The 20872-nt window shown below is 32.9% G+C and carries 23 protein-coding genes; 3 read left to right on the forward strand and 20 right to left on the reverse strand.

What is annotated here, in order from left to right; all coding sequences use genetic code 11:
- Positions 1 to 38: 38 nt before the first annotated feature.
- The 3 genes from LG45_RS16570 to LG45_RS08605 all read right to left on the reverse strand — a co-directional run bounded on the left by LG45_RS16570 (position 39) and on the right by LG45_RS08605 (position 1380).
- The gene (locus LG45_RS16570; RefSeq protein ID WP_205620518.1) at positions 39 to 194 is read right to left on the reverse strand and encodes a hypothetical protein; all 156 of its coding nucleotides are present in this window, start codon (positions 192 to 194) and stop codon (positions 39 to 41) included.
- A gap of 302 nt (positions 195 to 496) precedes the next feature.
- Positions 497 to 892 (reverse strand): hypothetical protein, encoded by a 396-nt coding sequence (locus tag LG45_RS08600; RefSeq protein WP_035126182.1) that lies wholly within the window; start codon positions 890 to 892, stop codon positions 497 to 499.
- A gap of 131 nt (positions 893 to 1023) precedes the next feature.
- Positions 1024 to 1380 carry a helix-turn-helix domain-containing protein gene (locus LG45_RS08605; RefSeq protein ID WP_035126184.1) on the reverse strand — a complete coding sequence of 119 codons (357 nt, stop codon included), beginning with the start codon at positions 1378 to 1380 and terminating at the stop codon, positions 1024 to 1026.
- Positions 1381 to 1797: 417 nt separating this feature from the next.
- On the opposite strand from LG45_RS08605, the gene LG45_RS08610 reads away from it, so the two are divergent.
- On the forward strand, positions 1798 to 2742 hold the full coding sequence (locus LG45_RS08610) for a hypothetical protein (protein ID WP_035126186.1): 945 nt from the start codon (positions 1798 to 1800) through the stop codon (positions 2740 to 2742).
- A 166-nt stretch (positions 2743 to 2908) separates the two neighbouring features.
- Here the strand turns inward: LG45_RS08610 and LG45_RS08615 are convergent, their stop codons facing one another.
- The 7 genes from LG45_RS08615 to LG45_RS08645 all read right to left on the reverse strand — a co-directional run bounded on the left by LG45_RS08615 (position 2909) and on the right by LG45_RS08645 (position 7849).
- A complete protein-coding gene (locus LG45_RS08615; RefSeq protein ID WP_035126188.1) occupies positions 2909 to 3406 on the reverse strand; it encodes a YdeI/OmpD-associated family protein in 498 nt (165 codons plus the stop codon).
- Positions 3407 to 3571: 165 nt separating this feature from the next.
- Complete coding sequence (locus tag LG45_RS08620; RefSeq protein WP_131494651.1) at positions 3572 to 4054, reverse strand: hypothetical protein; 483 nt, start codon at positions 4052 to 4054, stop codon at positions 3572 to 3574.
- A 149-nt stretch (positions 4055 to 4203) separates the two neighbouring features.
- Positions 4204 to 5253 carry a ligand-binding sensor domain-containing protein gene (locus tag LG45_RS08625; RefSeq protein ID WP_035126192.1) on the reverse strand — a complete coding sequence of 350 codons (1050 nt, stop codon included), beginning with the start codon at positions 5251 to 5253 and terminating at the stop codon, positions 4204 to 4206.
- A 302-nt stretch (positions 5254 to 5555) separates the two neighbouring features.
- On the reverse strand, positions 5556 to 6413 hold the full coding sequence (locus LG45_RS08630; protein WP_035126194.1) for a CPBP family intramembrane glutamic endopeptidase: 858 nt from the start codon (positions 6411 to 6413) through the stop codon (positions 5556 to 5558).
- Between the two features lie 81 nt (positions 6414 to 6494).
- A complete protein-coding gene (locus LG45_RS08635) occupies positions 6495 to 6794 on the reverse strand; it encodes a type II toxin-antitoxin system RelE/ParE family toxin (protein WP_035126196.1) in 300 nt (99 codons plus the stop codon).
- The gene (locus tag LG45_RS08640) at positions 6787 to 7035 is read right to left on the reverse strand and encodes a type II toxin-antitoxin system ParD family antitoxin (RefSeq protein ID WP_035126198.1); all 249 of its coding nucleotides are present in this window, start codon (positions 7033 to 7035) and stop codon (positions 6787 to 6789) included. The genes LG45_RS08635 and LG45_RS08640 overlap by 8 nt, the downstream gene beginning before the upstream one ends.
- A gap of 268 nt (positions 7036 to 7303) precedes the next feature.
- On the reverse strand, positions 7304 to 7849 hold the full coding sequence (locus tag LG45_RS08645; protein ID WP_035126739.1) for a hypothetical protein: 546 nt from the start codon (positions 7847 to 7849) through the stop codon (positions 7304 to 7306).
- 109 nt (positions 7850 to 7958) lie between these two features.
- On the opposite strand from LG45_RS08645, the gene LG45_RS08650 reads away from it, so the two are divergent.
- Positions 7959 to 8849, forward strand: a complete 891-nt coding sequence (locus LG45_RS08650) for a winged helix-turn-helix domain-containing protein (RefSeq protein ID WP_035126199.1) — start codon at positions 7959 to 7961, stop codon at positions 8847 to 8849.
- A gap of 59 nt (positions 8850 to 8908) precedes the next feature.
- Here the strand turns inward: LG45_RS08650 and LG45_RS08655 are convergent, their stop codons facing one another.
- The 8 genes from LG45_RS08655 to truA form a co-directional block, all read right to left on the reverse strand.
- The gene (locus LG45_RS08655; RefSeq protein ID WP_240471840.1) at positions 8909 to 11149 is read right to left on the reverse strand and encodes a M20/M25/M40 family metallo-hydrolase; all 2241 of its coding nucleotides are present in this window, start codon (positions 11147 to 11149) and stop codon (positions 8909 to 8911) included.
- Positions 11150 to 11232: 83 nt separating this feature from the next.
- Positions 11233 to 11796: a helix-turn-helix domain-containing protein gene (locus LG45_RS08660; RefSeq protein WP_035126201.1), complete on the reverse strand. Its 564-nt coding sequence runs from the start codon at positions 11794 to 11796 to the stop codon at positions 11233 to 11235.
- 268 nt (positions 11797 to 12064) lie between these two features.
- Positions 12065 to 13441, reverse strand: a complete 1377-nt coding sequence (locus LG45_RS08665; protein WP_081932058.1) for an alpha-amylase family glycosyl hydrolase — start codon at positions 13439 to 13441, stop codon at positions 12065 to 12067.
- Between the two features lie 98 nt (positions 13442 to 13539).
- Positions 13540 to 14928, reverse strand: coding sequence for a dihydrolipoyl dehydrogenase (gene lpdA, locus LG45_RS08670; RefSeq protein WP_035126203.1), 1389 nt, complete (start codon positions 14926 to 14928; stop codon positions 13540 to 13542).
- Positions 14929 to 15068: 140 nt separating this feature from the next.
- Positions 15069 to 15578, reverse strand: a complete 510-nt coding sequence (locus LG45_RS08675; RefSeq protein WP_035126205.1) for a hypothetical protein — start codon at positions 15576 to 15578, stop codon at positions 15069 to 15071.
- A gap of 9 nt (positions 15579 to 15587) precedes the next feature.
- Positions 15588 to 16226, reverse strand: coding sequence for a DUF2238 domain-containing protein (locus LG45_RS08680; RefSeq protein WP_052087533.1), 639 nt, complete (start codon positions 16224 to 16226; stop codon positions 15588 to 15590).
- A 46-nt stretch (positions 16227 to 16272) separates the two neighbouring features.
- The gene (locus LG45_RS08685) at positions 16273 to 18027 is read right to left on the reverse strand and encodes an ABC transporter ATP-binding protein (protein WP_035126208.1); all 1755 of its coding nucleotides are present in this window, start codon (positions 18025 to 18027) and stop codon (positions 16273 to 16275) included.
- Positions 18028 to 18034: 7 nt separating this feature from the next.
- Entirely contained in the window at positions 18035 to 18796 is a 762-nt protein-coding gene (gene truA, locus LG45_RS08690) for a tRNA pseudouridine(38-40) synthase TruA (protein ID WP_035126210.1), read from the reverse strand.
- Positions 18797 to 18957: 161 nt separating this feature from the next.
- Here truA and LG45_RS08695 point away from each other — a divergent pair, with 161 nt between their 5' ends.
- The gene (locus LG45_RS08695) at positions 18958 to 19452 is read left to right on the forward strand and encodes a metallophosphoesterase family protein (RefSeq protein WP_035126211.1); all 495 of its coding nucleotides are present in this window, start codon (positions 18958 to 18960) and stop codon (positions 19450 to 19452) included.
- A gap of 58 nt (positions 19453 to 19510) precedes the next feature.
- On the opposite strand, the gene LG45_RS08700 is transcribed toward LG45_RS08695, so the two are convergent.
- Both LG45_RS08700 and LG45_RS08705 read right to left on the reverse strand, forming a co-directional pair.
- Positions 19511 to 20110: a hypothetical protein gene (locus LG45_RS08700; RefSeq protein ID WP_035126213.1), complete on the reverse strand. Its 600-nt coding sequence runs from the start codon at positions 20108 to 20110 to the stop codon at positions 19511 to 19513.
- Positions 20111 to 20409: 299 nt separating this feature from the next.
- Positions 20410 to 20820: a DUF4293 domain-containing protein gene (locus LG45_RS08705; RefSeq protein WP_035126215.1), complete on the reverse strand. Its 411-nt coding sequence runs from the start codon at positions 20818 to 20820 to the stop codon at positions 20410 to 20412.
- Positions 20821 to 20872 lie beyond the last annotated feature (52 nt).

Below are 20872 nucleotides of genomic sequence, written 5' to 3' on the forward strand. Positions count from 1 at the left end.
AAACCATCAGTTAACAGATTATCTGCCATTTTTATTATTCAGTTAAACCAATGTAAACACATTTGTTCCATAAATATTTTATCTTCTATTGGAAACTCATCGCTTAGAACTGAGTCAATTCCACATTTTGGACAAACTGCTGTTTCACCACGATTATCATTTTCCTCAATCCATTCTTCAATTTCTGTCGGCAAAAAAGTTTTTAAGCAATAAAAGCAACCGCATAAATTACTTTTGCAAATTTCTTGTTTATGACAGGATGACCTTTTGTGGGCATTTTCTAAAAAATCCACTGAGTATTTGCTAATCGACATTTTTTGTTTATTTCGTTGTTTTTTAGAAGCTTGCAGTTAACGTCCTGTGGCTTTGCGACAGCTGCGAAAATTGGAACTGAGTCCTCTCGGCCGGACCAAACGAAGTTATGAAAAAAGAACGAAATTTTACAACAAAACCAGCAGTTGCTCAAAACCGCTGTTATAGCCAGTGTTACTTGACTTTAGTAGATTTTTTCAATTCCAAAAATATCAAAAAAATCAAAAACAAATTGATAAAACAACATTCCTAAAATCCCAGTCAAACTTACACTAATTAATATTACGTTTCGAATATCACGAAGTTTTTGATTTTCGTAAAGAAAACTCAACACAAACAAACCAAAAGGAAAAAACACCATAATCGACGGAATAACAAAACCTGTACTAAGTGCCCAAGCTTTTCCGACTAAAACATATCCCAAAACAATTAAAAAATATAATCCAAAACTAAGAGTGAAACCCAAAGTGAAATCTTTAAGATGAATTTGCTTTTTGACAATTTTAATTATTGACAAAATAATTGTCGTTACGGAAATTAAAAAAGCGAAAAGCAAAATTGGAAAGATTATAATTCCCATAACTTAATTTTTAGCAGAGATTTGAAAACATTGGCTATAACTTGTATATATAAGCCATAAATCACACATATCTACCCTTTATTCGGTGGCTTTGTGCCATAAATTGGCTATTTTATTCTTTTCCAAATATATTAAATATTATCTTCCTTTCGCAGTTCCTTTACAAATTCTTTCATGCGTTGGAGTTCGTTGGGTGTCATTTCTATTAACTCTTTTATCAGGTTCATTTCGGTTTGTTTTACCCATTCTTTTAGTGGCGTGTTGTCTAGGCTAGTGCTGTCTTTGGGTAGTTCTATGGCTAATAATTCTTTGGGTGTGCAGTTCAAATACGTGCAAAACTTATAGAGGTCGGCAAGGTCAATTGTCTTTTGGGTGCCGTTTAGTATTTTCTGCGCACGCGTTCTCGGGATTCCCATCTTTAATAACTGAAAATAAGGTCTCAAAATACCTTTTTGAAGGAACATTTCTTTCACTTGTAGTACAAACATAATTGCTTAATTTAATGATACAATAGTCAAATATACAAAAATTGTCGTTTGGCAACTCAAAATTGTTATTTAACAATCTAAAATTGTCATTTAGCGGTACAAAATTGTTATTTAGCAACCTATAATTGCTATATGACAACCCAAACTTGCTATCTGACAACTCATATTTGCTATCTGACAACCCATTATTGCTATCTGACAATCCAAACTTGTTATCTGACAATCCAAACTTGTTATTTGAAGACTAAAACAGCCAAAAAGTACTTTTAGAATGCCTGTTCACATCGCCAGACAGCCCTAAAACTCTACTAAAAGCATCCAAACTCGATGAAGAGTAAAGCGTGAAAATTTGTGCTTAAAAAATTTATTTTACAGAAAAAAGTGTGCTAAGTTTAATAAATTTTAAACTGTATAATTATGAATAACACGTTAGAAAACAAACTGAGTATGTATCAAAAAGTGCAAGGTTATTTAGGTCTTCACACTACAGAAACCGATGGTATCGCAGCTGTGGCAACGCTAAAAACCCAATTTGATACTAAAGTAAACGCCATTCTTACCCTGGCTGCATCTGCCAATGCCGACATCACTGGTTATACCGTAGACAAGCAGGTAAAACGCAACGACTTGAAGGCGAAAGTCCTTAAATTAAGTACGGCTGTTGTAGCGCATGCCGCCATGACCGACAATTTTAATTTGATTGAAAAGTGCGATGAAACACCATCGGCATTAGATGGTATGCGCGACAATGATTTTTACACCTATGCCAAACTGGTACTTACCGAAGCTACTCCGTTATTCTCAGCGCTAGTGCCTTTTGGTGTAACTGCAGACGATTTGACCGAAGCCACAACTGCTGCCACAACCTATTTAGAGAACATTCAGAATCCGCGTGTGCAAATCAATGAGCGAAGCCGTTCTTTGAGTGATATTGAAACGTTGTTTACCGACACCGACACATTTCTGACAGAGAAACTAGACAAGGTGATGAAGGTGTTTCTTGCTACCAACAACAGTTTATATGTTGGGTATGAAGGTGCAAGAGGTATAGACGAAACGCGAGGTAACATTGCACCCGATTATGAAAACACTGTCATGGCCACCACTACAACGCTTATTGTGTCGTTGCCGTATCTTGCCGGTAGAACGTTTGAGATTGAAAACACAGGTATAGTTCCTCTAACTTTTGCCTTGAGCGCTACAGCCGACACCTTAGAAGGTGCCATAGTAAGCTTGGAAGCAGGACAGTATGCTGTGCGAAAAACAACCAACTTAAACACCAACCCAGCCGCCGACAAACTCTATGTTTACAACGCCCATGCGCTAGTTCTTGGTTCGTTTAAAGTGTGGATTGTAGAATAAGTAAAAGTTGTTGTAATGTAAAAATGCCTTGAGAATTTCAAGGCATTTTTTTTAACAATAAGTCGGTTTTCATTTACTGCTTTTTTGTATTTGATTGAGTTTTGCTAATTTTTCAAATCTTTAATGAGTTAATCAATTTTAGAAATTCTATTTATTTCCTACTCATTCATGGTTTATCCCTGCCAATAAATCGTTCCTTTCCAAGTAAAAAGTTTATTGCTCTAACTATATTCTTTTCAATACTTTCTTCTGTTTTTAAATGCGATAAGTATTTTATAATCTCTAATTGAAGTGAAGGTCTTAGATTATCAAATATGCTTTTTGCTTCTTTGTTTTTTTCTAAAGCATCGATAAATTTTGGATGAATAGGAGTGAGCCTTTTTTCTGGATCAAAACTAATTTCAAAGCTGGCTGTTTGACCAACTTCTTTGTTAGCTGATTTTCGCATTGGAGTATTAAGATAAAGTCTCCAATGACCGCTGTATTTTATTAAGGTTTGTTGAAATTCATTTCCATCAATTTTAATTCTTACAGGAATTTTGCCTTTCTCTTTATTTGCTTGAATGAAAATAGTTTTTAAGGTTTCATCCGGAATATAAACGAATGGATTTATTCCTATAATTTCAATTTTAGCTAAAAATTTTTCAACCTTATTATCCTTCATTTATACAGAATATTTTTTATGATAACCTCTAACTTTTGGCGCTTGGCGACGTTGCCAATGAAAGCGAGCTGCGTTGTTTCGGTGAATATAAAACTTTTTCGTAAGTTTGAAAACTTCTTTCTGGATCCAAACCCGGCAACCTCGCTTAGCGTGTGTTATAAGCAGTTATCTACTTAATTGATATTCTCCCAAAACTGCTTTTCCAGCTTTCTTTTCAAATCTTTTACTAAAAGAAAACATATCCCAAAACCAAATTCTTTGAGCTATTCTCAATTCCATTTTTCGTTCGGTGATTTTACCATTTTCAATTTCGTCAAAGTGATAAGAATATCTATCCGGCAATATTACTGGCAATTGTCCAATTGTAAGCATTGAAACCATTAATGGTTGTCCGCAAGCAAAACTTTTTTCAAGCGGATATAATTTTATTTTTAAATCAGCTTTTGTACTATCCTCAACAATTACAAACAGTTCAGATTTGGATAATATTTTCAGCTCTTTTTTTAAAGATTTGTCAACAATATAAGCGCTACGTTTCGGATTCTTATTTTCAAGCTTTCTATATTCTTTTGGATAAATCTTATAGCAATAACAAGAACTGCAAAGTGCAGCTAAAAGAAACATGAATATGAGAAGAATGTTTTTCATAATTACTTATAACGTTCCGGCGCTTGGCGAGGTTGCGAGCTTCGGAACCGATTATTTTCTGTTAAAGATAAAAATTCTTGCGAAATGTAAACGTGAATTTACTACAAAATTCGCAATTGCTTGAAACGGCTGTTGTGCGTTCGTATTTATTATTTCCAAGGTCCTTTTGTCGTTACGTTTATGACTTCGCCACTCTGATTAATTCTGTATAATCCACCTGCTCCGCCTAACCATAAATTTCCTTTTCGGTCTTCCATCATTGCCATAATTGAAATTGGAACTTTGTAGTTTTTAAATGCTTTTCCATCATATTTATATACTCCATTTTTTACAGTGGCTATCCAAATAGTATCAGATTTGTCACTATAAATTTGGTACACATCTCCATCGTTAAATCCTGCTATTTCTGGAAATGAAATAATCTTATTACCTATCATTTTATTGACTCCACCTTTTCCAAATCTCTTTTTAGGATCAGGATCATCTCTTTCAGCAACTCTTGTTCCAATCCAAACATTTCCATCTTTGTCAAATTCAATTTGGGTCACGTTATTAGAATGCAGCCCATCTTTTTTCAGAAAATGAGTAAACGAATTTCCATCATATTTACAAACGCCATAACCGTCTCTTAGAAACCAGATATTACCCTTGGCATCTTCACTTATACCCATTATCCAATTTTTGGTATCTTCATTTATTTTGGTATCTACTTTTGGGAAAGGAATTGAAAAATGTCGAAACGATTTTCCATCAAATTTATAGACGCCATTCCAAGTGCCAACCCAAAAAACGTTCTTACTATCAATAAGTAAATTTGCAATCATATTGCTGTTAAAGTCGTCTCCCACTAAAAAATTCGTGAAATTGGTACCATCATATTTGGTTAAACCCTCGCCTGTATTTAACCAAAAGATACCATTTGAACCCTCTTTTATTGCAGTTACCCTATCTGATGGTAACCCATCTTTGGTTGTGAAATATTTTAATTTTTCACCATCATATCTTGCTATTCCATTTCCATTTGTTCCAAACCATAAATTTCCTTTGGAGTCTTCGAAAATATTGGTAACATATTCTCCAATTTGAGCTTCCATTTCTACTTTAACAGAATCACTTTTCTTAGTAGTGTTCACTTTCTTTTCTTGTGAGTTACAAGAAGTTGATAAGATCGATAAAATTATTAGTGTAATCAGTTTCATTATTTTCTGTTTTAATATGAGGTACAACAAGTATAAAGCCACTACTTTATAGCTCGTATACACACAATAATATTGGGATGCTTATCGCTACAGCCAATTCTTTTTCAAATAAATTAAATATTCTCCACCTTATGTAATTCCTTTACAAATTCTTTCATGCGTTGGAGTTGTTTGGGTGTCATTTCTATTAACTCTTTTATCAAGTTCATATCAGTTTGCTTTACCCATTTTTTTTGTACGTTATTGGATAATTAAGTATTATTGAAATAGGTTTTCTACTCAATCTCCGTAATCAATTTCGTTTAGTTAATTATAAGTTGAGAACGTTTTCTCCAAAAATAAAATGCAAAGCACAAACATATTATTGGTAGTACTATTCCAAATTCATCAATATAGTATTTTGTATTTCCTGTATACTTAGTAAGCGGCGTAAAAATCGATTGTATAAATAAATTATGGCTTGCATGAAGTATAACTCCGGTCCATAAACTATTTGATTTCAAACGAAACCAAGTAAATACAAAACTGATACTTATTATCATTACTGAAAAGCAGGTTAAACCATACCAGTATGGTGTTCCACTATTATAATCTGCAAAAATAAGGATTGGGAAATGCCAAACTGCCCATATTCCTCCCGATAGTAGTGCTGTTTGTGTATAATTAAATGTTTTAAAAAGTTCTGGTGCTAAAAAGCCACGCCAGCCAATTTCCTCACCTACGGCATTAGCCGCGCTACCTACTATACCAAATAATCCCATAAAAATAAAATAAAGAACGATGATAAGTCCAGAAGGTAATTTTGTCCATCCAAAGGATGTTGCAACTTCAGTCACGAAATCTTCGTTGTAAAATCCGCCCCAACCAAAAGACCAAATTAGGATATAGGTAATGAAAGCATATAATAAGGGAATTAAATAACTTCTTAATTGATATTTAGCTTTTCCCCATTGCCAACCCATTTCAGATATTTTTCTACCTAAAATAAGAGAAGTGAGTACTGCAGAAATTCCGGGACACCACATCAATCCGGTGACATACAAACCAAACCCACTTCCTAGTTTTCCTGTGTGAATAATCAAGAAATAAAATAGGGAACTTAATGCAAATGTTAGTACCAAGAAAGTAATTATCGGACGTTTTGTAAAGATATTTTTCATTATTGGTTTCGGTTTAATTTGTCAAAGTTTATTTTTAACTCTAAAATTCGCAATTGCGTGAAACGTCTGTTAGTGTGTGTATTACTCTTGAATTTTATTTTTCAAATCCATACGTGAATGTAAAAATCTCGTAATTTCAATTTCTTTTTCGCTTAGCTTTCTGTAAAATATAATATGTTGACCAGATTTATAACCAAAAATTTCTAAGCTAATCTCTTCATAGTTTTTTCCGTAGTCTTGATTCTCAGCTAGTGTTTTACAATCTTCAATAAGTTCATTATAATATTTATCAGCTTGATTTTCTGACCAAACTTCATATGTATAATCCCAAATCTTGGTTAAATCATCAACAGCTTTGTTGGTTATGATGTATTTAGCCATTTCTTTTATTGGCTTTTAAAGATTCAAGATGTTTTTTAGGATCAAAATCTTTTGCTGTACCACTTTCGATTCCTTCGTTTATAGCATTTTTAAGAGCAATAATTTTACTTTCTTCTTCTTCCAATAATCTTAATCCAGCCCTAATGACTTCACTTGCATTTTTAAATCTACCTTCTGAAACTCTACTATCGACAAAATCTTCAAAATAGGTTCCTAATGAAACTGATGTATTGCGTCCCATAATTTTATAATTTTTAGTAAAGTTACCAAAAATTGGTAATATTTAAAGAATAATTTATGATTTTTTGTGATTTAGAAGTAAAGTTAAAATTTGTATCTGTTTAAGATGATCTTCTTAAACGTCTAAATTTATTACGATTATCGCAACTATCAAGCTTTCTTAATTATGTAAAAAATCCGCTACAAAGTGAATCGTAACGGATTTTGTTTGAAAGATATAATTGAATTCTTCCTACTATATTGTACGAATACAAGTAGCAAGCAATTGGTTAACAACCGTCATTTTTGCTAAAGTCACGTTTAAAAAGCAACTTATTATTGTGCACAATAAAGTCGCCCGAAAGAATCAAATAGGGATGATTGTTTGAAAATCCTGCGCTGCGGCTTTTTATAATTAGTTTGTCGTTCACTTTCAGATTTTTTAAGGGTTCAAAATCCTTAACGCTAAATTGCATCATGTAGGTTTCTCCTTCAATAGTAACGATAAGCCATTTTGGACTTGATTTTGTAATGTCTCGCTGAAAAGTAGTAGAGATAATCACGGCTTCCATATAGCTGAAGTTTTTTATATGCTTCTTAATCTTCTCATGACTGGCATGTACTTTTTTGCCTTCTGGAGAAGTTTCCCATTCTTTGTACTTTACACCATCGGGTGAAGCTTCCCATTTTTTTCTTTGCTCTAAGTTGGCTTTGCTTTCGGCGATGGATAATGATTTTGGTGAAGGTTTAGTTTCGTTTTTACTTTCACAATTAGTAAATACAAATCCGATTACCACAACCAGCGGTAAAATCAGAAAATGGATTGTTTTTCTCATGTCGTTCATTTTTTAAAATTGATATTGCGAAATTAGTTTGATATTTTTCGGATGAAGTGATTTGGATTGTAAAAAAAAATGTAAACTTTGTAAATAAATACGTTACACTATGACTTTTAGTCGAAATCTCCTTTCTGGAAGTGGCAAATATCTGTTTGGGTTGGTACTACTTTTATTTGTCGCTACAATCTGTCTAGCTTTCAGTACGGAAGAAAGTGACGATTTTGATAGTTCTAGAAGAGAAATTTTATTGCGTAGAATTGGACATGAACTACTTTTACAATCGGGCGACAGTACATCAAGAGTGCTTCCTGTAAAAAAGATTTCTGATAATGAATATCAAATCAGTTTTGAGAAGGAACTTACTTTTCAAACCGATACATTAGTAAATATCACGCAGCGTTTGTTGGCCAACAATGCTTTTTCTCAAGATTATGTTGTTACTGTTTTAAACTGCGGCAAATCAAGTATTACCTACGGATATGCTATTTCCAAAAATAAAAAAGACGAAATTGTATCTTGTAAAGGAAGAAAGCAACCTACAGCGTGTTACATTATTACTATTAAATTTAAACCTAATGGTATTACTACAGCAAATACCAACTATTTTTTGGGTGGGTTGTCATTTTTAGCAGTTGTTGGTTTTGTTCTCTTGAAATCGGTTAAGCCACGAAAAGCCTTGCCTAAAGAGGAGAATAGTAAAACAATCGCTTTTGGATCGGTGTTATTTGATTCACAGAAACGACAACTAACAATAAATGATAAAACTATAGAGTTAACCGGAACTGAAACGCGATTGTTACTCATTTTTGCTCAATCTCCAAACGAGATTATAGAGCGAAGTCGTTTGCAAAAAGAGATTTGGGAAGACGATGGCGTTATTGTGGGAAGAAGTCTGGATATGTTCATCTCTAAACTTAGAAAAAAACTGGAGCTCGATCCGAATAGTACTATTGTTGTAGTTCGCGGCAAAGGATATAAGCTTGAGGTTGGTTGTTAAAATAAAAAATCCGTTACCAAATGAATCGTAACGGATTTAATTTTATGATTAAAAGCTTATTAAAACTTCACTGAAACAGTTTTAGTTTCGCCATTTCTTTTGAAAGTTACTGGAAGAACGTCACCAACATTCAGTTTCCCTAAACATTCCATGTAGGCATACACTTCTTTGATTTCGCAAGTTCCAATTTTTGTGATAATATCACCTTCTTTAATTCCGGCTACATCGGCAGGTCTTCCTTCGGTTACGCCATCAACGTGTAAGCCATCGCCATGATCTGTATAATCGGGCATAATTCCTAAAGTAACTTTGTATTTAGGTCGCGTTTTTGCCGCATTGGCTTTCGTTTTTGTAAATGGTAATTGCTCTTGATTACTGATTTCATTTGCAATTCGAGCCACATAATTTACAATGGCATTTACACCATAATAATTGATTTTTTCTTCGTCATCACTTGGTTTGTGGTAATCGCTATGTGTTCCTGTAAAGAAAAATAAAACAGGAATGTCCTTTAAATAAAACGAAGTATGATCGGATGGACCAACGCCACTTTCGTCTAGAGTGATATTAAATCCTGCAGGTTTGTTCTTTTCAACTATTTTACTGAATTCTGGAGATGTTCCAACGCCACCAACGGTCAATTCTTTTTTGGTAGTTTCCAATCGGCCAATCATGTCCATATTAATCATTGCCGATGCATTTGGATATAAAGTTTTGATGTTTTCGGCCATTTTTTTAGAACCAATTAATCCATCTTCTTCACCCGAAAATAAAGCAAAAATATAATTGGCTTTTTCTACTGTTTTGTTTTGCGATAAAATGCGCGCCAATTCTAAAACTCCTGCAACACCAGAGGCATTATCGTCGGCACCATTATGAATTTCACCTTTAGAATTTGGTTTGGTAGAATGGTTGTGTTCGTTCAATCCTAAATGGTCGTAATGTGCACCAATTATGATAGTTTTCGACGCTTTGTTGTCTAAAAATGCAATCACATTTCGACCAGTATTTTCCTTAACTTTCAAAGAATCGTTTGGATCAGTTTTTACTTTATAGGTAAATTCTTGAAGGTAACTATTTTTGTTGTAAGGTTGTAATCCGTAGCTTTTTAGTTGTTTCGATAAATAATCGGCAGCCACTTTTTCTTCTTTGGAACCTGTTAATCGTCCTTTTAATGCATCAGAAGATAAATAGGTGATGTGCTTTTTCAGATTTTTTTCATTAGCATATTCTGCATCGTCTGTTTCAACCCAATCCGCAATAAATACGTTGGTTTCTCTGGCTTTTTCTTGCTGGCGATTGCTAGAAAACACTAATTTTTTTCCGTCAGGAGAAAACATTGGAAACGCATTAAATTCGCTTTCAAAAGTGATTTGTCTCAAATTTTCTCCGTTTAAATCAATCATATACAATTGAAAATCGTAACCTCTTGTAGAATGATGATTGGATGAAAATATTATTTTTTTATCAGAAGGATGGAAGTATGGCGCCCAATTGGCTTTCCCCAAATTAGTAACTTGCTTTAAATTACTGCCGTCAACGTCGCACGTGTAGATTTCCATATTGGTTGGAGCCACTACGTTATCGGCTAATAATTCTTTGTATTCTTTAACTTCTTCATCCGTTTTTGGACGAGAAGAACGAAATACTAATTTTTTACTGTCGTGCGAAAAGAAACTTCCTCCATCATAACCCAATCCGGAAGTGATTTGTTTCACATTTGAACCATCAATATCCATTGTATAAAGTTCTAAATCACCCGAACGAATACTTGTAAAAGCAATTTTTTTTCCATCGGGAGAAACTACAGCTTCTGCATCATAACCTGGAGAATTGGTTAGTTTTTTAGTGATATTTCCTTGTAAATCGGCGATATAAATGTCAAAATCGGGATAAATTGCCCAAAGGTATTTTCCGTCACGAGGTTTTGGTGGCGCCGGACAAGCAACATTTCCTTCATGAGTAGAAGCGTAAATAATATGTTTTCCGTCTGGCATAAAGTAGGAGCAAGTAGTTCTTCCTTTACCAGTAGAAACCAATTTTAAGTTTTTAGAACTGATTTCTTTCTCTTGCAAATCGAGCATAAAAATTTGATCACAAGGAATTCCAAAAGCAGTATTGGAAACTTGTAGCGTCAAATTTTTACTATTCGGACTAAAATAGGCTTCGGCGTTGTCGCCACCATTTGTTAGTTTTGTGATGTTTTGTAAATTGCGTTCTTGAGCTAAAGAACTTGAAAATGAGAATAGTAGGCTTACTATTATAAAAGAAAAATACTTAGTTTTATGTAAGAGCATCATGTGTTTTTTTAATTTTAGCAAATATACTAAAAAACACATTTTTTTTAACATTGAATAGTTGTTAAATGTATGGACACTACTTACTATAAGTCTTCCAACATAATTCGTTTTTTATGTTTTTTAATCTTCTTAAAATAGGTTGGTGTAAATCCTGTGATTTTTTTAAATTGGTGTGATAAATGTGCTACACTGCTGTATTCCATTAGTAAACTAATTTCGGTAAGGCTTAATTCATCATACAAAAGCAATTCTTTTACTCTCTCAATTTTGTTGAGAATGATGTAGTTTGCGATCGTAGTTCCGGTGACTTCCGAAAATAGTGAAGCAAGATGATTGTAATTGTAATCTAATTTTTCGGCGATATAATCAGAATAGTTTGTGGTTGGATTTTTTTCTGAATAGTGAATCAATTCAATAATGGTAGTTTTTGTTTTTTCAATCAACAACGATTTTTTGTCGTCTATTAATTCGAGTCCTTTTTTTACAAGTCCTTTTCTTAATAGTTCTCTGTCTTCACCAGAAATATCTTTTTTAAGGTTTACTTCGCCTAATTCTACTGAAGTATATTTAAGTTTGAGTTTATCAAGTTCTTCTTTGACTGCAATTTTACAACGAAGCGAAACCATATATTTGATGTGTATTTTCATGAAATTAATTTTGAATTAACAATTGCAGTAAACAAATTAATAGTTGTATTTCATTTCATACAGAAGTAGTTCCTATTGTATTGTAAAGGTATTCATTTTTAAGCGGTGCAAATATAAATTTCGCAAAATTTAATTTGTTACACATTTCTTAGGTTATTTTACATATTTCCTTGATCGAGATAAAAAATCCGCTTTGTTTTCACAAAACGGATTGATTTATTTAATTACTATATTGTAGTTTGTATTTATAACTTCATATTATAAATGATTATTTCATCAAAACTAAATAACCCCAAGGATTTAAAGTCACAGAATCATCGCCTTTAAAAGTATAAGTTTGTCCTGAAAATAAATCTTTATACGTTCCTTGTTCATATTTGGAATTTAAAACAACGGTAACTTTTTCATCACTAAAATTGATTATTGGAATGATTTTATCTTGATTTTTTTCTCTTGAAAAAGAAACTATTTTATCCATTTTATCATTGTAAATTCTAACCATTGGTCCGCCATGTTCTCCATTCCAAAGTGCTTGATTTTTGTGTTTTAGTTCATTTAAAGTGGTGAATAATTGTCTGTGAGGATGTTCTTTCCATTCGATAGAATCTTTGTCAAAAAACTTCAATGATTTATTTAAACCTGCTTCTTGTCCGCTGTAAATCAAAGGCATTCCGTTGACAACATTTGTAAAAACTATTGCAGCTTCGAGTCCTTTACCGAAGTTTTTAAATGGTGTTCCATTCCAAGAATTCATATCATGATTATCGGTAAATGTCATTCGATAGCCGCCTTTTGGGAATGCTCCTTGGTCGTGCGCCATGTATTCTACCAAACCTCCAATGCCTTTATTGTTGGTCGTTGCATCTTTCATTTTGTCAAATAATGTCCAAGAATACGTCATGTCAAATGCTTTTTTGTGCATGTCTCTTGATTCCCATTCGGCTAACATAAATACAGGTTTGATTGCATCTAATTCCGCACGAACATTATCCCAAAAATCAACAGGTATAAATCCGGCAACATCACAACGGTAGCCATCAATATTGAAATCTTTAACCCAAAATTTCATGGCATCGGTCATGTATTTTCTCATTTCAGGATTTTCATAATCAAAATCTACCACATCATCCCAATCATACCAAGGTGTTGGTTGAAAATTACCATCTTTATTTTTAGTATACCAATCAGGATGCGTTTTAGTAAGTTCGTTATCCCAAGCCGAATGATTAGCAACCCAATCAATAACAACATACATTCCTAAACTGTGAATTTTATCAACTAAACGTTTGAAATCTTCTTTATTTCCATATTCAGGATTGATATCGTAATAATCTTTTACAGAATATTCACTGCCTAAAGTTCCTTTTCTATTTTTAACACCAATAGGATGAATTGGCATCAACCAAATAATATCAACGCCAAGTTTTTTTAATCGTGGTAGATGACTTTCAAAAGCTTTAAATGTTCCTTCATTCGTATATTGACGGACATTAACCTCATAGATTGTAGCATTCTTTGTCCAATCGGGATGTTTTAATTCTACATAAGGTTTTGGCAGATAACGATTGTCTGAGGTGTTATTTTCAGAATTTTTGCAACTATATAGTATTACAGATATTACAGATAAAAAGAATATTTTTCTCATTAGTAATGTTTTGATTTTCAAATATAAAAAAAATCCGTTTAGTTTTCACCAAACGGAATTTTATTAAAACTTCGTACTTTGTATTTCTAATATAGAACTTACAAGTGAATAACTTCATCATAAGCAGCGGCTACGGCTTCCATAACAGCTTCACTCATTGTTGGGTGTGGGTGAATTGATTTTAAGATTTCGTGTCCAGTAGTTTCTAGTTTTCTTGCTACAACTGCTTCTGCAATCATATCGGTTACACCAGCACCAATCATATGACAACCTAACCATTCACCATATTTTGCATCGAAAATTACTTTAACAAAACCATCGGCAGTTCCAGCAGCTTTTGCTTTCCCTGAAGCTGAGAATGGGAATTTACCAATTTTCAATTCGTATCCTTTTTCTTTAGCTTGTTTTTCGGTTAAACCAACAGAAGCAATTTCTGGAGTTGCATAAGTACAACCAGGAACGTTTCCGTAATCGATTGGGTCAACGTGTAAACCAGCTATTTTTTCAACACAATTAATTCCTTCAGCAGATGCAACGTGAGCTAATGCTTGACCTGGAGTTACATCACCAATTGCGTAATATCCTGGAACATTAGTTTGGTTGTATGCGTTTACTAAAATTTTATCTTTATCAGTTGCAATTCCAACTTCTTCAAGACCAATATTTTCAATATTTGTTTTAATTCCAACTGCAGAAAGTAAAATATCAGCTTCAAGAACTTCTTCACCTTTTGCCGTTTTAACGTAAGCTTTTACTCCATTTCCTGAAGTATCGATACGTTCTACAGAAGCATTTGTCATGATATTCACACCAGCTTTTTTCATAGAACGTTCCATTTGTTTTGAAATATCTTCGTCTTCAACCGGAACAATATTTGGCATGAATTCAACAATAGTAACATCAGTTCCCATTGAATTGTAAAAATGTGCAAATTCTACTCCAATCGCACCAGAACCAACAACAATCATTTTCTTTGGTTGAGTTGGCAACGTCATTGCTTGTCTGTATCCAATAACTTTTATACCATCTTGAGGAAGATTTGGTAATTCTCTTGAACGTGCACCAGTTGCAATAATAATGTGGTCTGCAGAATATTCTGTAACTTTTCCATCAGCAGCGGTTACATCTACTTTTTTACCTGGTTTTATTTTACCAAAGCCATCAATAACGTCGATTTTATTTTTTTTCATTAAGAATTGAACTCCTTTGCTCATTCCGTCTGCAACATCACGTGAACGTTTTACAACAGCAGAAAAATCTTTGTCAAATTCTTTGATGGTTAAACCATAATCTGAAGCATGCTTTAGGTAATCAAATACTTGAGCCGATTTTAAAAGTGCTTTTGTTGGAATACAACCCCAATTTAGGCAAATTCCACCAAGGCTTTCTTTTTCAATAACTGCTACTTTAAAGCCCAATTGAGAAGCACGGATTGCCGTAACATAACCGCCTGGACCACTTCCTAAAACAATAATATCGTATTTCATTTTTCTAGAGTTTATTTTTAATTTGTGAAAAATGCAATCGCAAAAGCTCGTGTCATTTTTCGTATGATTTCTTAATTAATTTTGATTGCAAATTTAGTAAAAAAGTTTAAAAGTTTAGAAGTTTATAAGGTTAAAAGTTCTTAACCTAATGATGCAATTAAATCTTCCACTTCTTTTTTTTGTTCGGCATATTTTATTTGCAATTCTGAATCTTCACCCATTCGATTGTAATAATCAAAAGCTTTCTTGGCGTATGATTTTTTTTGAAAATTGGAAACTTCCGGAATGTTTGGGAATATTTTTCTAAACAACATCTCATAATAAGCTTGCCATTCGCGTTCGTTTTTGTCCATAACAAATGGTTGTCTTGTTTTTTGACGTACATGAACCATTTCGTGAGCAATTAAGCAAATCATCAACGGTAGTGGAAATTGAAATGCATTTTCTGGAATTCGGATGATTTGTTGCTTGCCAAAATCGCCTTCGGTTGTAAGAACTATCATTGTTGGTACGGCTTTTTCTCTAAATTCAAAACCTTTTAAATAATGATCTTGCATGTTGAAATGTTGCAAAATCCAATTGGCTGCTTCTTTAGTTTTTCCTTGATTATGAAAGGAGGTTACTTTGGCTTTTACTTTTTTATAATTCATAAATCGAATCTATTTTGAAATCATTTTTTTTACAATAGAAACAATAGTTGTTGCCAAAATTGCGCCTAAAAATGCCAAGAAAATATCTTTTTGAGCATCCCAAATATCGCCTTGAGTTCCGAGATAAGCATCGCCTTGCGCTTTAAAAAATACATCGGCAACTGCCCATTCTATTAATTCGTAAAATCCGCTAATTGATAGTGTAATTTCGATTGGCAACGTCCAAGCAACCCACGATGGAAATTTTAACCATTTTAGAAACATTTCTCGCATTGGATACGCCAATAAAAATCCGAAACTGAAATGGACAATTCTATCGTAATGATTTCGAGATAAATCAAGCGCATCTTTTAACCAATATCCAAATGGATTTTCGGCATAGGTATATTTGGAACCATAAACGTGAAGACATAAATAAATGCATACCAACAAATAACTTAAATCGCTGAAAATAAATTTTTTATAAGTAAAAATCATAAAACCTAGAAATAGAAATACTAAGGTGTTTTCTAAAATCCAATTGGCTGTGTCGGTATTTCCAACATAGGAATTAATCCAATTGATCAGAAAAAATCCGATGAAAATTTTTAACCAAGTATTATTCTTTAAAGGAGTTCTTTCGTCGGAAATAGCGATTGTAAAAGCCATAGTTATATTTAATTTTCATCAAATATAAATAAAAACGTATTAGTTTTTAAATTGCTTCCGAAAATTGCGAATCGTATAGGTTTTTGTAGTAACCATCAGCTTTGTTAACTAATTCGTGATGCGTTCCAGATTCTACAATTTGACCTTTGTGCATAACGATGATTTTGTCAGCATTGACAATAGTTGCCAATCGATGTGCAATAACAATAGATGTTCTATCTTTAGTAATAGTTTCTGTAGCTCTTTGAATCAATTCTTCCGAATAAGTGTCGATAGACGAAGTGGCTTCATCCAAAATAAGAATACTCGGATTACTAACATAAGCGCGCAAAAAAGCAATCAATTGGCGTTGTCCAGACGATAACATTACGCCGCGTTCTTTCACATTATAATCATAACCTTTGGGCAAATTCATAATAAAATCGTGCACCCCAATTTTCTTGGCAGCTGCAATTACTTGTTCGCGTGAAATGGCATCATTATTTAAAGTGATATTGTTGTAAATGGTATCGGCAAAAAGAAAAACGTCTTGTAGAACAACTGCAATTTGAGTTCTTAAACTTGATAAAGTAAAGTCGTTAATATTTTGATTATCAATTGCTATTGTTCCTGAATCAATTTCGTAAAAACGATTTAACAAATTAATAATTGTTGATTTTCCTGCGCCAGTCGAACCAACAATGGCAATAGTTTCACCCGATTTTACTTCTAATGAAATGCCTTTTAAAACCTCTTCATCTTTAATATAACTGAATCGTACATCTTTAAAACTGATGTTTCCTGCAAAATGTTTGGCTTTAATTGTACCAGTTTGTTGTACATCTTCTTGTGTGTCTAAGATGTCAAAAACTCGGTTGGCAGCAATCATTCCCATTTGCATTTCGTTGAATTTATCTGCAATTTGACGCAACGGATTGAACAACATTCCGATGAACATCGTGTAGGAGAATAAATCTCCGAAAGTGGTGAATTTGTCTCCATCTAATATGTGAAAACCTCCATAAAGTACTACAAATCCTAATGTTAACGACGAAATGATATCGGCGATAGGGAAGAAAATTGAGTTGTACAAAATGGTTTTTATCCAGGCAACATTGTGTTTCTGATTGATTTCTTTAAATTTTTCATGCTCAATTTCTTCGCGATTAAAAAGTTGGACAATCTTCATTCCGGTAACTCGTTCTTGCACAAATGTGTTTAAATTTGCCACTTGATTTCGAACTTCTTCAAAAGCGACTTGCATTTTGCGTTGGAAAATTCTTGTGATGTAAACTAATATTGGCATTGCTGCAATTACAATCCACGTAAGTTTCCAGTTCATGTAAAACATGATGATTAAACAGGCTAACATTTTTAGCAAATCACTGATAATCATGAATAAACCTTGACTAAAAATTCTTGCAATTTGTTCTATATCCGAAACCGAACGCGTAACTAATTGACCAACTGGTGCGTTGTCGAAATATTTCATTCTGAAACTTAACATGTGTTTGAAAAGTTTCGTTCGAATGTCTTTAATGATGTTTTGACCTAAAAGATTGGCCCAAAAAACAAAGAAAAACTGAAAGATTCCTTCTAATAATAATACAATTCCCATCAAAGTAATGTAAAACAATAAACCGTTTTGATCGTGAGGTTTTATATAGTGGTCAATTGTTTGTTTCAATAAAAAAGGACGAAGTGATGCGAAAACGGCTAACAAAATCGCAGCCGCAATCACGCCATAAAAAACTGTTTTATAGGGTTTTGTGTATTTTAATATTCGTTTAAATAAACGTATGTCGAACGCTTTTGCTTTCATTTGTCTGTCAATCTGCAATCTGAGAACTGCTATCTGTTATATAAGGATATTCCACTTTCGTTAAATATAATCCGTGTGCCGGAACTGAAAATCCTGCTTTATTTCGATCTTTACTTTCAATGATTTGAATAAAGTCGTGCAAAGATATTTTTTCTAATCCAATATTTATCATTGTACCAACAATTGCTCGAACCATATTTCGCAAAAAACGATCTGCCGAAATTGTAAAAACCAATCTATCATTAACTCGAGTCCAATTGGCTTCAAAAATCGTGCAATTAAATGTGTTTACATCGGTATGCACTTTTGAAAAACACTCAAAATCAATGTAATTGAAAAGTATTTTACAAGCTTCATTCATTTTAGCAATATTCAACTCGTGCTGATTATACCAAGAATTGTCGCTTTCAAACACGTCTTTTTTGGTGTGAATGTAGTATTCATACGTTCGTTTAGTGGCGTCAAATCGGGCATGAGCTTGATCATGAACTTTATGAAAATCTAAAACGGCAATGTCTTTGGGTAAAAACGAATTGAGTTTATGACTTAAATAAGCAACATCAATTTCTAAATCATAATCAAAATGTGCAAACATTTGCTTGGCATGAACACCAGAATCAGTTCGGCCTGCGCCAACTAGTTCAATTTCGGTTTTCAATATTGTGGAAATTGCTTTGGTCAAAGTTTCTTGTACAGAAGTTGCGTTTGGCTGATATTGCCATCCGTGATAGTTGGTACCTTTGTAAGCAAATTCTAGAAAATATCTCAAAATTTAGTGTTCAGTGTTCAGTTGGCAGTGTTCAATTAGAAACTGCCTTGGCAAATTTACAAAGATTTTAATTGATAAAATGTCTAAAGTTTTCCTAAATAATTAACTTTGCCAATAAGCGATAAAATGAATGAGATTGCTTCGTTCCTCGCAATGACAATATGAAAAAAATCCTTTTACTATCCGATACTCACAGTCATATTGATGATACTATATTGAAATATGTAAACTTGGCAGATGAAGTTTGGCATGCTGGCGATATTGGTGATTTGGTTGTAACCGATACGTTAAAAAAGCTAAAACCACTTCGAGCCGTTTACGGTAACATCGACGATGACAAAGCCCGAATGGAATTTCCTTTAAATAACCGATTTATGTGTGAAGGAGTTGATGTTTGGATTACTCATATTGGCGGTTATCCCGGTAAATATAATCAAGCGGTTCGGGAGGAATTGAAAATGAATCCGCCAAAATTATTCATTTGTGGACATTCCCATATATTAAAGGTGCAATTTGATAAAAGTTTGAATTTACTTCACATGAATCCTGGTGCATGCGGCATTTATGGATTTCACCAAGTGCGAACGATGCTGCGATTTGAAATTGATGGTGATAAAATTCAGAGTTTAGAGATTGTTGAAATAGGGAAGAAGTAGTGTTTAGTTATCAGTTATTAGTTGTCAGTGCTCAGTCTTTAGTGTTCAGTGTTCAGATTTATAAAATTGTCATTTCGAAAACAAAAAAATGCGGAATTTTGTTCTTTTCATAGATTTTCTCTGGAGTTTCATTTGCAGCTACATCGCACCACGATGCAGAGCCATCTTTGTGATATTCAGGAGTTGTTAACAATAAGAAAATGAATGGTTTGTTAAATTGTAAATCGTTTTCTTTTACTGGAATTTCTTTTAAAATATAATCTTCAGCATATTTAGATTGCAACTTAAAGGTATGTTTTTTTGTGCTGTATCTGTTAAAGTACAAGCATAATTCGTAATTGCTTTTGGTTCTTTTTCCTAAAATATTAAATTGGAATGTACTTGAATCAATAATAGCATAATATTCGTTATTACTTTTATCTAAGCAGGTTGTATTAACCAATGCACCATTTTTGTACTCTTTTAAATTTATAATGTAATTTTTATTAACAAGATCTTTACTTGTTATTGAATTTTGAGAAAAGTTTATTCCTTCGAAACTTAAATAATTGGATATCATTTTTTTATCAGAAGGATTGTATTCTGATTTGAAGTTAAAATCTTGCGCGAAACATGATAATGAAAGGGAAAAGGCTATTATTATATATAAGTATTTCATATTTTAGTATTAAATTAATTTCAAATCTAATAAATATTTTTCAGATTTTATTTGTTAAATTTATAAATGGGTTGTTTAAAATCTGAAGTTCTAGCCCTGATTGCAATGGAAAGCTTTTTCTAAAAATAATTTAGTTTTTCTTATTTTTAAAAAGCGACCAAAGGAAGCTCTTTTAAAAATTTTAGAAAAACAGATTATTTTAGAAAAACTTGTAATGGAAAGCTGGATTGGCTTCTAACAAAAAAATCCCAAACTTTCGTTCGGGACTTTCTTCGCACTAATAAACTAAGTTTATAGGTTTATCTCAATCGGTCAACAGATTTTACGAGATCTTCATCCTTCTTGATAGCTTTGTTGGCCAAAACTAACATTACGATAGAAATGATGGGTAGAAACATCCCAATACCTTTCTCAGAAACTACAGGAGTTTCTCCAGATAAATTTAGTGAACGATAAACAAATAATCCTAATAAAATTAAATTTAATATCATATTCAATCTGTTGAAAACAAATTGTTGTTGTCTTTTCTTAAACGATATTATACTAATTAAGGCTAATGTTGTACTTAAACCAAACAAAGATGAGTAAACAATATTTCCCATGAAGTAATAGTCTTTACCGCCAATTTCCCACAATGGAAACACGAACGGAAGCACTCCCGAGATAATAAAAGCTACTGCTAAGTAAATTGTTTGAATTCGTTGTAACATTATTATGTATTTATACCGCAAAAATATATTTTCTTTTTTTAAAAAACTATTG

This window comes from Flavobacterium aquatile LMG 4008 = ATCC 11947 (assembly GCF_000757385.1).
Classification (GTDB): domain Bacteria; phylum Bacteroidota; class Bacteroidia; order Flavobacteriales; family Flavobacteriaceae; genus Flavobacterium; species Flavobacterium aquatile.